13 protein-coding genes are annotated in these 13,867 nt (G+C 52.7%); all 13 read right to left on the bottom strand.

Features of this window, described 5'->3' with window-relative positions; all coding sequences use genetic code 11:
- On the bottom strand, nucleotides 1–993 hold the full coding sequence (locus tag CGC65_RS28660; protein WP_002568962.1) for an ABC transporter ATP-binding protein: 993 nt from the start codon (nucleotides 991–993) through the stop codon (nucleotides 1–3).
- Nucleotides 983–2,002: an ABC transporter ATP-binding protein gene (locus tag CGC65_RS28665; protein ID WP_002568963.1), complete on the bottom strand. Its 1,020-nt coding sequence runs from the start codon at nucleotides 2,000–2,002 to the stop codon at nucleotides 983–985. The genes CGC65_RS28660 and CGC65_RS28665 overlap by 11 nt, the downstream gene beginning before the upstream one ends.
- 11 nt (nucleotides 2,003–2,013) lie before the next feature.
- Nucleotides 2,014–3,198, bottom strand: a complete 1,185-nt coding sequence (locus CGC65_RS28670; RefSeq protein ID WP_002568964.1) for an amidohydrolase — start codon at nucleotides 3,196–3,198, stop codon at nucleotides 2,014–2,016.
- 2 nt (nucleotides 3,199–3,200) lie between these two features.
- A complete protein-coding gene (locus CGC65_RS28675) occupies nucleotides 3,201–4,100 on the bottom strand; it encodes an ABC transporter permease (RefSeq protein WP_002568965.1) in 900 nt (299 codons plus the stop codon).
- Complete coding sequence (locus CGC65_RS28680) at nucleotides 4,101–5,054, bottom strand: ABC transporter permease (RefSeq protein ID WP_002568966.1); 954 nt, start codon at nucleotides 5,052–5,054, stop codon at nucleotides 4,101–4,103.
- A 105-nt stretch (nucleotides 5,055–5,159) separates the two neighbouring features.
- Nucleotides 5,160–6,812, bottom strand: coding sequence for an ABC transporter substrate-binding protein (locus CGC65_RS28685; RefSeq protein WP_002578416.1), 1,653 nt, complete (start codon nucleotides 6,810–6,812; stop codon nucleotides 5,160–5,162).
- A 109-nt stretch (nucleotides 6,813–6,921) separates the two neighbouring features.
- Nucleotides 6,922–8,109, bottom strand: coding sequence for a M20 metallopeptidase family protein (locus CGC65_RS28690; protein ID WP_002568968.1), 1,188 nt, complete (start codon nucleotides 8,107–8,109; stop codon nucleotides 6,922–6,924).
- Nucleotides 8,110–8,323: 214 nt separating this feature from the next.
- Nucleotides 8,324–8,998 carry an AroM family protein gene (locus CGC65_RS28695; protein ID WP_002568969.1) on the bottom strand — a complete coding sequence of 225 codons (675 nt, stop codon included), beginning with the start codon at nucleotides 8,996–8,998 and terminating at the stop codon, nucleotides 8,324–8,326.
- Nucleotides 8,999–9,213: 215 nt separating this feature from the next.
- Complete coding sequence (locus tag CGC65_RS28700) at nucleotides 9,214–9,978, bottom strand: amino acid ABC transporter ATP-binding protein (protein WP_002568970.1); 765 nt, start codon at nucleotides 9,976–9,978, stop codon at nucleotides 9,214–9,216.
- Nucleotides 9,979–9,998: 20 nt separating this feature from the next.
- Nucleotides 9,999–10,658, bottom strand: a complete 660-nt coding sequence (locus CGC65_RS28705) for an amino acid ABC transporter permease (protein ID WP_002568971.1) — start codon at nucleotides 10,656–10,658, stop codon at nucleotides 9,999–10,001.
- 102 nt (nucleotides 10,659–10,760) lie between these two features.
- The gene (locus CGC65_RS28710; RefSeq protein WP_002568972.1) at nucleotides 10,761–11,672 is read right to left on the bottom strand and encodes an amino acid ABC transporter substrate-binding protein; all 912 of its coding nucleotides are present in this window, start codon (nucleotides 11,670–11,672) and stop codon (nucleotides 10,761–10,763) included.
- Nucleotides 11,673–11,828: 156 nt separating this feature from the next.
- The gene (locus CGC65_RS28715; protein ID WP_002568973.1) at nucleotides 11,829–12,542 is read right to left on the bottom strand and encodes a YjjG family noncanonical pyrimidine nucleotidase; all 714 of its coding nucleotides are present in this window, start codon (nucleotides 12,540–12,542) and stop codon (nucleotides 11,829–11,831) included.
- Nucleotides 12,517–13,833 (bottom strand): dihydroorotase, encoded by a 1,317-nt coding sequence (locus CGC65_RS28720; RefSeq protein WP_002568974.1) that lies wholly within the window; start codon nucleotides 13,831–13,833, stop codon nucleotides 12,517–12,519. The genes CGC65_RS28715 and CGC65_RS28720 overlap by 26 nt, the downstream gene beginning before the upstream one ends.
- Between the last annotated feature and the right edge of the window lie 34 nt (nucleotides 13,834–13,867).

A 13,867-nucleotide genomic window follows, 5' to 3' on the forward strand; every position in this document is an offset into this window, starting at 1 on the left:
TCAGTCGCGTTCGTTCTGATATAGAAAACAGGCTACCATGTGGTCCGTGTCCCCGTGGGGCAGCAGTTTCGGCAGTTCCTCCCTGCACCGCTTCATACACCGTGGACAGCGGTTTGCAAGAGGGCATCCCTTCTGTTCCCCAATTGGGCTGGGTACCTCACCGGTCAGCACAATGCGTTCCTTTTCCTCCTCCGGGGATTCCGGCGGAATGGCGGACAAAAGTGCCTGGGTATACGGATGCAGGGGATTGTGGTAGATAGAGTCACTGTCACACAGTTCCACCAGCCGTCCCAGATACATGATGGCGATGCGGTCGCTGATATATTTCACCACGCTCAGGTCATGGGATATGAAAATATATGTAAGGTTAAAATGCTTTTGCAGCTTCTTAAACAGGTTAATGACCTGGGCCTGTATGGACACGTCAAGAGCCGATACCGGTTCATCGCAGATGACCACTCTGGGATTACTGGCAATGGCCCTGGCAATGTTCAGCCTTTGGCGCTGTCCCCCAGAAAACTCATGGGGATATCGGTTTAAATGCTGCATATCAAGTCCCACTTCCTTGAACAGGCCTATGGTCCTTTCCTGGCGTTCCCTGGCAGTGGCAGGCGTCTTGTGGACAATCATGGGTTCCTCCACGGAATCCGCGGCCGTATGGCGGGGGTCCAGGGAAGAATAGGGATCCTGAAATACCATCTGTATCTCCCGGCTCAGGGCCTGGCGCTCTTTCTTCCTGAGACGGTTCAGCTCTTTTCCGTCATAAACCAGCTTTCCTGATGTGATGGGATGGAGGTTGACCAGGCAGCGTCCCAGAGTGGACTTGCCGCAGCCTGACTCACCGATGATACCCAGGGTCTCACCCTCGTAGATATCCAGGCTGATGTCGGAAAGGGCGTGCAGCTTTAAGGCCTTGCCGGTAAAAGACTTTGCTTTTATGTCAAAATCCTTGCACAGATGTTCAATCTTCAATATCACTTTCCTATCTTCCACTTTCCGTCACCTCATTTCTGACAAGCCTGTTTCCGCCTGTCTGCCGGTGGCAGGCAACACGGTGGCCTGGCGATACTTCTGTCAGCTCCGGCACCTCCGTCCTGCACCGCTCCTGCGCGTAAGGGCATCTGTTGGCAAAGTTGCAGCCTACCCCGGTAAGCCTCAAATCAGGCGGTGTGCCTGCGATTGTGGACAGTTCCTCCTTAGAATTGCTGCTCAGTCTGGGCATACAGTCCAAAAGCCCCCATGTATAAGGATGAAGGGGATGATTGTATAAATCAATACAGGGAGCATACTCCACTGTCTTGCCCGCGTACATAACAATCACGCTGTCACACATATCCCATACAACTCCCAGATTATGGGTAATCAGCAGGATGGCTGTGCCGTATTTGTCGCGCAGTTCCTTTAATAAATCCAGTACCTGTGCCTGGACCGTCACATCCAGGGCCGTGGTGGGTTCATCCGCAATGATCATCTGCGGTTTGCTGCACACGGACATGGCTATAATAACCCTCTGGCACATGCCCCCCGACAGCTCGTACGGATACGCCTCCATCCGCCGTCTGGCATCGGGAATCCCAACCCGTTTCAGCGCCTCCTCTGCCATGTTCCTGGCCTCTGCCTTGGTGACCTTCTGGTGGGCGCATATCATCTCCACCATCTGGCTCCCTACCTTAAAGACCGGCGACAGGGATGTCATAGGGTTCTGGAAGATCATGGATATGTCCTTCCCCCTGAATTCCAGCAGTTCCTTCTGGCTCAGCTTAAGGACATCCGTACCATTAAAATCAATGGACCCGCCCACGATTTTTCCTGTCTTGGCCGGCAGGAGATGGATGATGGAGCTGGACGTAACGCTCTTGCCTGAACCTGACTCGCCCACAATGCCCAGGATTTCTCCCTTTTCCACCTCAAAGCTGACTCCGTCCACGGCTTTGCTGACTCCGCCGGAGGTATAGAAGTACGTCTTCAAGTCTTTTACTGTCAATAATTTCTGTCCTTCCATATCCTCACCTCTCATTCATACTGCTTCTTCATATCCTGAAAGGCCCTGTCCACCTGTTCCATAAGGCTGTCGTCGGATAAAAGCTCCACCGCAGTCATGGCAAGTGCCTTGGCGCCAGTCAGGGCCGCCCTGTGTCCGTCCGGACTTTTGCAGGCATCTTCGAATTCCTTTGTGTGTCCCCGGAGCAGGGGAACCACCTGGACATAGGATTGGAGGGCCGGAAAGGCATGGGTCAGATTACCCACATCCGTACATCCGATTCCCAGTTCCTTTCTTCTTGGCATTACCGTTTCTCCCAGCCGGGTAAATTGCTCTGCCAGAACGTCCTCTATAACCGGATTGTTGCGTATGTCCTCATATGTGTAGCCGTCTTCCTTCCACTGCCAGGTAGTACCGGTCATCCTGGCTGCGGCCTCGCAGGCCTCCAGAAAATCTCCCAGGAGCTTCTTCTTGGTCTTCATGCTGAACGAGCGCACTGTAAACTTCCCCTGGCAGTGTTCCGGAATGTGGATGGGGTCCTCTCCGCCTTCGGATATGATACCTAAAATAGTTCCCTGCCCATTCCAGCGAAGCCTCATCTGGCTGATATGCTGGAACAGCAGAAGAAGGGGATCCAGGGCGCTGACGCCCTCCTCAGGCCAGGTAGCGGCATGGGCTCCCTTTCCGAAAAAGTCCACGATGATGTCTGTCCTGGAGTATGAGATATCATTCACCACTGTCTCATTGGCGGAATGGATTATCATAGCCGCGTCCACCCCGTTAAATGCCCCATTTTCAAGCATGATGACCTTTCCTCCGCCGCCCTCCTCGGCCGGTGTCCCGAATACGGAAATACTGCCCTTAAGCTGAGGCAGCACGGACTTCACCGCAATCCCTGCTCCGGCCGACATGGCCGCCATCAGATTATGGCCGCACGCGTGGCCCATTCCCGGCACAGCATCGTACTCCGCCAGGAACGCAATATGAGGTCCCGGCTTTCCGGAATCACAAAATGCATGAAATGCTGTCTCAATCCCGCCGGTTCCCCGCTCCACATCAAAACCGTGCTTCTCAAGCAGTCCGGTAATGGACCGGCATGCCTTATACTCTTTAAAATTATATTCCGGATTGTTCCAGATGGTATCTGCCAGCTCCGTAAGCTCCCCGGAACATCGGTCTATACACGTCCCGACCTGTCTTTTCAATTCTTCTCTCATGGCTACCTCCTCATCTTGGGATCCAGTACATCGCGTATACCGTCTCCCAGCAGATTAAAGCCGATAACTGTCAGCAAAATAAAGCAGCCTGAGATACCTGCGATATGGGGCGCCGTGTTCAGGCAGTCCCTTCCCGACCTCAGAATACTACCCCAGGAAGCTGTGGGCAGCTTGATGCCCAGTCCAAGGAAGCTTAAGGATGCCTCTGATATGATTGCGCTGGCAGTGTTAAGGGTAGCATACACAATGACCTCACTCACTGTATTGGGCAGTATATGGTGAAGCAGCATCCTGGTATTGGAAATGCCGATGACCCTGCCTGCATTGCAGTACTCCTCCTTTTTCACTATGAGCACCTGGCCTCTGACCACCCTGGAAAAGCGCGGTACAACCGCAATTCCGATTGCCAGGATCACATTGAATATACCATCCCCCAGTACCGTCATAAGGATAATGGACAGCAGGATAAAAGGAAATGCCATGACGCCGTCCATGCAGCGCATAATGACCGCATCCACCACGCCGCCGGCGTAACCCGATATAAGTCCCAGGGCTACCCCGATGACACCTCCCAGTACCGTGGCTCCCACTGCAACCAGAAGAGAGACCCTGGCCCCGTAGCATATTCTTGTAAACAAATCCCTTCCGGCTTCATCCGTGCCGAACAGGTGCCCCTTCTCAAAGAAGCCCAGATATGCATCAATGGGATGTATCTCATTGGGCTTTCCCCCTGTGATGAACGGGGCAAATACAGCAATGGCGGTCATAATCACAATGATGAACAGTCCAATCATAGCTGTCTTATTCCGTCTCAGCTTATTCCAGGCGCTGTTGGCCCTCCGTTCCTTCCTGAGGATCTCCTCGTAAGACGGTTGGGATGCGGCTATATCTGTCTTTTTCATTTAGCTACCCCCTTCGTAGCTGACTCTTGGATTGATCAGCATGTATACAATATCTACCGCCAGATTTACCAGGACAAATGCCAGCGCGATTACAAGAACAGCGCCCTGAATCAGCATATAATCACGGTTGTCAATGGCGCCCACCATCAGTGATCCCATGCCGGGCCAGGAAAACACGTTTTCCGTCAGGATGGCGCCTGCAAAACAGGATGCCAGCTGAAGGCCAAGGACTGTGACGATGGGAGGAAGGGCGCTCTTTAAAGCGTACTTCCATATAACAATGGCGTCCCTGATTCCTCTGGCTCTGATGGCCCGTATGGAATCGCTTGAAATGGATTCCAGGATACTGGAACGGGTGATTCTGGCAAAGGTTGCCATTGGTATGGTGGACAGACAGAAACAGGGAAGGACCATGTGGCGTATCACATCCCCCAGGCCGTTTTCAAAGGTTCCCATGCCCAGGGCCGGAAGCCACCCAAGCCGGACGCTGAAGGTCAGTACCAGCATAAGGCCCATCCAGAAAATAGGCATGGAAACCCCAATCAGTGCAAGTATCATAAATATGTAATCAAACAGAGAACCCTGCTTTACCGCGCTGACCACACCAATCACCATGCCTATCAAAAGCGCAACCGCTATGGAGGGAATTGCCAGCAGAAGTGTATTGGGTATCCTCTCCGCCACAAGCTTTAAGACCGGCTGGTTGTAGGAATAGGATGTCCCGAAGTCCCCCTGCAAAACGCCGAGGACATAGTCTTTGTACTGAACCAGCATTGGTTCGTTAAGCCCCATGCTTTCCCGCAGCTTTTCCACGTCCTGCACGGAAGCCTGGGGACCTGCCACGGCCCGGGCCGGGTCACCCGGAATCATCCTCGTAAGTACGAAGGTCAGGGTCACCACCACAAACAGGGCCGGTATGATCTGCAGGCATCGGTTAATTAAAGTCTTTAACATAGATGTCACCAAACTCCTTTTGAGACAGGAATGCCGCCATAAGACGGCATCCCCGGTGCCGGTTCCATCAAGCCGGTACTGATATAATACCGTTGCTTGCGAACCTTACTTTGAAAGCCATACGTTAATATCGGTTGTACAGATCTTTACCTTGCCGTCAGCCCTCTGGACCAGTCCCTGGACATTGGGCGTCACACCCCACTCCACATTCTCATTGGCATAGAATATACCGGGCATATCTTTCACGATCAGGGCTAACGCCTTCTTGTACAGGTCTGCGCGCTCATTCTGGTCTGTTGTCAGCAGGGCGTTCTCCAGGCATTTATCAACCTCAGGATTATTGTAACCCTGGCCGTTGCCCAGGGAACCGATTTCTCCGCTGTAGAACAGCTTGTTTAAGAAGAAGTAGGGATCCGGATACCATGTCCATGACATACCAAACACATCTGCCTGTCCGGAAGCGCCAATCTCGCTGAAGGTTCCCCACTCACTGGTATTAATGTTTACATTCACGTTCAGGTTCTGCTGCAGGTATGCCTGGAACAGGGTTGCCATCTTAACCCTGGTAGGCGTATTGGAAATATACAGGTTCAAATCAAATCCGTCCGGATAACCTGCCTCTGCCAGAAGCGCCTTGGCTGCTTCCGGATCATAGGTTGGAACCTCTGCCTTTACAGCCTCGTCGTATCCCCAGGAGCCCGGAGGCAGCGGAAGGGATGCAGGCACAGCCTCGCCATACTGGTACACGCCGCCTGTCAGTTCCTCCACGTTTACAGCCTTGATCAGGGCTTCGCGGACCTTCGGATCCTTGGTAGGCCCATTTACCATGTTAAAGTACAGGTAGGATACATGAAGCCCCGGCATCTCCAAAAGCTTGACGGTGTCATCATCCCTTGCCACCTGCACGGCCTCTCCCGTAAGGCTGGTAGCCACATTGACCTCTCCGGTCCTCAGGGCATTCACTGCCTGGTTTCCGTCGCTGACAGGACGGAATACCACCCCGTCCAGGTGAGGCTTCTGTGCCCAGTACTTTTCATTTCTCACCAGGGTGGCCTGCTGGTCCAGCTTGAATTCCTTCAGCGCAAATGGACCGCTTCCTACCAGATGGGTTCCGAAATCATCTCCCCATCCCTCCACTTCCTCTTTGGGGACAATTACATTGCCCGCATCGGTAAGGGCAGTAAGGAAAACCGCGTTGGGATTTTCCAGGACACATTTCACTTCCGTATCGCTTATCACTTCACAGTGATCCAACATGTCCAGCCTGTTCATAGCAGACAGCTCATGAGAACGCTCCAGGGAATACTTGATATCCTCTGCCGTTACCTGCCTGCCGTCCTGATACTGTCCCGGCTGGAAATACACATCATCCCTCAGCTTGAAGGTATACTCTTTTCCATCATCGCTGACCTCCCAGGAAGCCGCGATAGAGGGCATGATCTCAGTCAGGCTGCTGTTATACTCCACCAGTGTGTCACATACGCTTCCGATAATCTGTGATTCATATGTACCTGTATATTTCACAGGATCCAGATTTTTAGGCGATGAGGAAAGTGATATTGTCAGTACCCCGCCGTCCACCGGCTCACCGGCATCAGCGGTCTGTGTCTCCCCGCTGGCCCCCGCTTCCGCTGCCGTGGTCCCTGCGGGCGCGCTGCTGCCTGCATTTTCTGTGCCGCCCCCCGAACTTTTGCCGCACGCTGCCATGGATACGGCCATTGCCACTGCCATCAGGCTTACCATCCATCTTTTTTTCATAAGTTATTACTCCTCTCTTTTTTTGTTTTTGCTACCCTTTTGTAAAATTTTATAAAAAAAACGATAGTCAAAGCAAAACATAGTCCCCTTTAACTATCGTTTTATATCTTCAATTCGGATGATTATTTAACCAGCATATGGCAACCTCTGCATAGATGGCCGACATTACCGGTATCATGTCCTCGCTGAATGTGACTTTGGGATTGTGCACCCCGTAAGGATATCCTTCCTCCTGCGAACCGGTTCCGACCCAGAAAAGCACACTGGGCACAAGCTGTGACAGTACCGAAAAGTCCTCCGAACCAGTCATCCTTGGCAGTTCATAACAGGTTCCCGGTCCCAGCAGGCGGTCAATATATCCCGCTGCCTCTTCCAGAAGCTCCTGGTCATTTACCATGGGCGGGACACCGGAATAGAGATATTCCACCCGGGCAGATGCCCCAAAAGCGGATGCCACTGTTGACGATATTTCCTCCAGACGTCTCCTGGCATATTCCCGCACCTTCTGGTTCCTGGTGCGGATGGTGCCGCGCATAACTGCCGTATCGGAAAATACATTGGCTGCGGCTCCTGAATGGAATTCGCAGATTGTCAGTACCAGCATTTCATCGGGATGGGTTTCCCGGCTGTTTAAGGCCTGCAGGGCCATATGGATATGTACGGCTGCGTTGATAGGGTCAATACAGCTGTCCGGAACAGCCCCATGTCCGCCCTCCCCGTGTATGGTGATTGTGAACACATCACTGGACGCACAAGCCGCTCCGGTACTGTATCCCACACTGCCCATACTGTGATGGACCACATGCAGGGCCATGGCGCCGTCCACGGAAGGATTTTCAAGAACGCCTGCCTCAACCATGTCGGCAGCTCCGCCCACATCTTCCTCGCAGGGCTGGAACATCAGCTTGACCCTTCCTCTCAGCTCGCCTTCCCGCTCTTTTAATATCCTGGCAGCTCCCAGAAGGGCACTGGTATGAATGTCATGACCGCAGGCATGCATACAGCCGTTATTGGAGGCAAACGTGAGACCGGTCAATTCCTCAAAGGGAAGGGCGTCCATATCAGCTCTCAGAAGAAATGTTTTCCCGCCCGCTTCAGCGTTACCAAGAACCGCGCTGATTCCCGCTTTTCCTACTTTCTTGAATTCAATTCCATATGCCTTTAATTTCTCTGCCACAAGGGCAGTTGTTTCCGGAAGGTCAAATCCAATTTCAGGGTTTTGATGAATTTTCCTTCGTATGGAGATCAGCTCATCGCTTAATTCTCCGGCCCTTGTAAGGGTATACCTGTTATCCATGATATTCATGTGTCCTCATCCAGAATCTAAATTATTTATTTTAATCATCATATCAAAACTGCACTATCCTTACAATTGCATCATGCATGATATTTAAGTTTTTTAATATGCATTATGCATTATTCTTTCTGTTTTTGTCGTCTTTGTATACACTTATGTCCTTGGTGTGCATACATTTTTGCCTTTTTGCCTTTTCTCAGCTCACAGTCCGGTCTCAGATATCTGACAATTCCGATATCACCCGGGCCGCCATGGTGCGGGAAAGGACCACTGTCTTCCCTGTTTTTTCTGCAACCTCCCGCTTCATGGCAAAGGAATATCCGATGCAGTCCATGACAACCAGAGGCCCCTGAAGTGCGCTGATCTTTCTGCATGCCTGTTCTATTTCCTCCCATCCCCCGTACGGGGAAGCCGCCACCGTCACCACGTCGTTTACATATTTCCTCCATTTTTCCTGGGACTGTTGTACCTGTCTCTGGGTGGGTGTCACCACAATCAGCTGTCTGTCCCCGCAGAGAACAGGAATCAGCCGGCTTATAAGGTCGCAGGGGAATATAAGAGGAACCCGGGATTTGAATTTATAGTCAAACTCACCCGTACAAAAGAACAGAATCATCTTGACTCCCTCTGCCTCCAGCTGTTCGATACACTCCTGGATACGAGGCAGGATCTTCTGCTCGGAAAACGAAACCTGGCTGCCGTCCCGCATCCGGGAGACCAGGACATACTCCCCCGCATCCGGGGCCAGTTTGTCTATATCCTCCACCGTCAGGCCATCCAAAGCCCCCCGTTCCAGAATTTCAACCTTCCCCTGGAATATCCCCATAATGTCATCTGTCACGTCTGTCCTTGGAGACTGCCCCACTGTAATTGCGCCTAATTTAAACATCTCTTTTCTCCTTTCCGACTGCTGTATAATGTTGATTCTAAAAGTATAGCATACTACTGTCAAATAAAATATACGGCCTGAAAATGGTACTTACAAAATAACCACCTGTTCCTGAGGCCATAAGCCCGGCATTGAAAAAAAGGCATCCCTGCCATGTTGTCATGGTCCTGGATGCCTTTTATCATATCTGGCTGAGTATACCATTTTGTTTAAAACTAATTCAGCAAAGCCCCATACCGCCCCAAAAAGCTCTGGGTCCTCTCATTATCCGAAGCAAATACCTGCTCCGGGGTGCCCTCCTCCACAATGACACCGCCCGCCATGAATACCACGCGGTCCGATATATCCCTTGCAAAGGCCATCTCATGAGTGACAATCACCATGGCGATGTCAAGGTCTGCCAGGGACTTAATCACCTTGAGAACCTCACCGGTGAGCTCCGGGTCCAGGGCTGAGGTGGGTTCGTCAAAAAACAGTATCTTGGGATTCAGCGCCAATGCCCTGGCAATGGCCACGCGCTGGCACTGGCCGCCGGACAGCTGGCACGGATACGCATTTTCCTTGTCCTCCAGCCCCATCTTTTTAAGCAGTGCCCTGGCTTCCTCATAGACCTGCGCCTTATCCCTTTTCTGCACATGGATGGGAGCATCCGTGATGTTCTTCATAACAGAGTAATGGGGGAACAGGTTGAAATTCTGGAACACCAGGCCGTACTGGCTCTGGATTTCCTTTAAATCCTTTTTTGAGGCGTACACAGCCCTTCCGTCCTCTGTCCAGGCCGCCCGCTTTCCCAGGTATATCACTTCCCCGCTGTCCATGGTCTCCAGCATGGTGGCGCACCGCAGCAGGGTGGATTTTCCCGAACCCGAAGGACCGATGACAGAAACGATTTCCCCCTCCTCCACACTGAGGGATATATCCTTTATGACGCCCAGGCCGTCAAATGACTTTTCCACATGATTTAATTCCAGCAGCTTCATAATCCACAATCCTCCTGTTCCTAACGGTAATAATCCATCTTCTTCTCAACCCACTCCATTCCAACTGCCACTACCAGGTTGAAAATGTAGTAGAACAGACCGGCCGCCACAAAGGGAATCATATTGGTCTGGGACGCCGCAAGGGCCTTGGCTATGGAAAACATCTCCGCCACGCTGAGGGTAAAGGCCAGGGAGGTGTCCTTGACCAGGGTGATGACCTCGTTGGTCACAGACGGAAGAATCCGTTTGATGACCTGGGGCAGTATGATTTTGAAGAAGGTCTGGAACCGGCTGTAGCCCAGAATCTGAGCCGCCTCGTACTGGCCCACAGGCATGGACTGGATGCCGCTTCTGTAGATTTCAGCAAAATAGGCAGCATAATTGATCACAAATCCAATGAAGGTGGCCCACAGCCGGTAGCCGCTGCCCACCTTGATGCGGAACAGGTAATAGGGTCCGAAATACACCACCATAAGCTGCAGCATCAGGGGCGTGCCTCTCATGATGGATATGTATACCTTGACAACGGCCTGGAGCAGCCGGTTTTTGGACATACGACCAAAGGCCACCAAAAGGCCCAGAGGGAGGGAAAAGATAAGCGTCACCAGGAATATCTGGATACTGGTTCCCATACCTCCTGCCAACTGAATCAACATCTGCTGGATTGTCATTTTACCCATAACTTCTTACCTGCCTTTAACATTTATGCCGTATAAAGCCGCTGTTAAACAAGCTGCCGCCGGATTATCCGGCAGGACAGCAGGTCCAGACAGCGGCCTTTATTACTTGCCAATCGTAGTTACGTCCTCGCCAAACCACTTCTCGGATACGGACTTAAGCGTGCCATCCGCAGCCATCTCTTCCAGGGTGGCCTGTACCTTGTCGCGAAGCTCCGTGTTGCCCTTCTTGAATCCAACTCCGTACTCCTCTGCGGACAGGCTGTCCTCCAGGATAATGAAGTCAGCGTTTCTCTGCTGAATCTGATATCCGGCCACGATTACGTCCATGGCAATGGCGTCCACCGCGCCCTGCTCCAAATCCATGAAAGCCGAGTTATAATCAGCCGTGGTAAGCAGCTGCTTGAAGGTAGCCGTCAGGTCCGGGACCTCCTTTAACGCTGCCTCTGCAGAGGAATCCACCTGGCACTCCACAATCTTGCCTGCCAGGTCTGCCTGGCTGGCTATACCGGAATCCTTAGCCACAACAAATACCTGGGTGTTGGCCATGTACGGCTCTGACCATGTATAGTCGTCCTCACGCCCTGTCATGGTAAATCCGTTCCAGATACAGTCGATATTGCCTGCCTCCAGCTCCATGTCCTTGGAATCCCAGGCAATGGGCTGTGCCGTATATTCCAGTCCCAGACGCTCTGCCACTTCCTTGGCCAGCTCCAGGTCAAATCCTGTATATTCACCGTTGTCCCCCATGAATCCCATGGGCGGGAAATCCTGGTCAAATCCTACTATCAATGTTCCTCCGGCGCTTTCTGAAACAGCCTCTGACGCGGCTTCGCTCTCTGCTTTTGTCTCCTCCTGCGCGGTGGTATCCTCAGCCTTGGCAGAAGTGTCTGCTGCTGTCTGCTCTGTTTCTGCCTTTGTCTCTGCCTCTGTGGCTGCTTCCTTTGAACCGCCGCATCCTGCCAGGGATAATGCCATCACAGATGCAAGGGCCAGGCTAAAAAGTCTCTTTTTCATAATAAACGTCCTCCTCTTATTCCGCTGTTTCAAGTCCAGCGGCTCCTCACGGTCTTTTGACACGCTATCATATTAGCACACTAAAGCGTTTGTGTAAAGGACATTTTATATGGCAAAACTGACAAAGATCCGCGCCGCTGTCCCCCTCCCCAAAATTCAGGGCAGAACAGGAGCCTGCAAAAGATTCATAAGCTCCTTATGGCTCCCCACTTCATAATCCGCCCGTATGCCCTCAGGCAGCGTCTGTCCGCCGGGGTTATACCAGCACGTATACGTGCCTGCGGCCATTCCGCCTTTGATATCGGACGCAGGTGAATCACCAATGAGCAGCATACGCCGCGGATTGGCATCCGGTATCCTGGAAAAGCAGTAATCAAAATATTCCTTCTGCGGTTTCTGGCTCCCCGCGTCCTCGGACACAAAAATATCCTTCATAAAGCCGTCCAGGCCGGAGGCAGCCAGCCGCTTGTACTGGGTGGACGATGTCCCGTTGGTAACCACATATAAATCATACCTGTCCTTCAGATAGGCGCACAGCTCCAGGGCCCCGTCAATCAAAAATGCGGACGCGTCCAGCTGCCTGCGGTACAGTTCCTCCGCCTCACGGCCGTCCACCGCCCTGCCCAGACGGCCAAAAAACGTCTCAAACCTCTGCCGTACCAAATCTTCCTTGGTCACTTCTCCCCGCTCAAAGGCGGACCAGAATCCCTCATTGATTTCATGGTACAGCAAAAGCCGTTCCTCTGTGGGCTCAAATCCATACTGCTCAAGGACCACCTTCATGCCCTGCTTCTCAGACATGCCAAAATCCAAAAGCGTTCCGTCCACATCCAGAAGAATCACATCAAACTTCCGTTCCCTGATCTCCATAGACAATCCTTCCTTTGCAAACCGTATACATTACCTTGCCTGTCAATGTGGCGCCCAGAAAGGGGCTGTTGGATGACTTGGATTCAAAGCCTTCCACCGTCCACTGCCTGTCCGCATCGAAAAGCACCAGATCCGCAGGCGCTCCTGCTTCCATGCGTCCGCAGTCCAGCTTATAGAGCCTGGCCGGATTATAGCTCATCTTTTCCATAAGCTCCAAAAGCGTGAGATGTCCCGGCTTCACCAGATTGGTGATTCCCAGGGCCAGGGCAGTCTCCAGTCCCAGTATGCCGCTGGGCGCCTGGGTCAGGGGCCGATCCTTTTCCTCCCGGCTGTGGGGAGCATGGTCTGTGGCAATCATGTCAATGGTCCCATCCTTAAGCCCCTCAATCAGCATCTGCCTGTCCTTCTCTGTCCTTAACGGCGGGTTCATCTTAGCCAGGGTTCCGTGCTTTAACACGGCTTCCTCTGTCAGGGTAAAATGGTGGGGCGTCACCTCGGCCCATACCTTTGCCCCCAGCTTCTTGGCCAGGCGCACCATCTCCACGGAGTGCCCTGAACTGATATGCTGGATGTCCACGGTTGCCCCTGTATCCAGGGCTATCATGCAGTCCCTGGCCACCAGGGAATCCTCTGCCAGGGCTGGTGAGCCGTAGATTCCCAGTTCATCGGAAATCCTGCCGTGGTTGATTCCATTTTCCCTGATAAAATGCTTGTCCTCCTCATGGAAGCTGAGAACCGTATCCAATCTGGCCGCTTCCTCCATGGCCTCCCTGACAAACGTCCCCTCCATCAGCGGAATCCCGTCATCTGTAAATCCGGCTGCCCCGGCTGCCAGAAGTCCCTCCATGTCGGTCAGCTCCCTGCCTGCAAATCCCTTTGACACAGCGGCGCAGCTTAACACATGGATGCCTGTCCTTTTTCCCTCCTCCAGCACATAGCGCAGGGTCTCCTCGTTATCCACAATGGGGTTGGTATTGGCCATGCACACGACCGTGGTGAAGCCGCCCTTTGCTGCAGCCCTTGCCCCTGTATGGATGTCCTCCTTGTACGTGGGCCCCGGATCGCGAAAATGCACATGGACATCCACCAGTCCCGGCGCTGCCGCCAGTCCCTCTGCCTCGATTATCTGCTCATACTGCCTCTCCCGGGTGCTAAAGCCGGGTGCTCCCTCTGCTCCCCCCTGGTCCGCCGGAAATATTCCGGCAATCCTGTCTCCGTCCAAAACCACATCCGCCTCTATATCCAGCCCTTCTGCGGGTCCCAGTACCCGTCCTGCGCGAATCAAAATCATAATCTGTTCCTTTCTTTAATCCCGTCTGTTTCAC

The sequence above is a fragment of the Enterocloster bolteae genome, from assembly GCF_002234575.2.
In the GTDB taxonomy this organism is placed as follows: Bacteria; Bacillota; Clostridia; order Lachnospirales; family Lachnospiraceae; genus Enterocloster; species Enterocloster bolteae.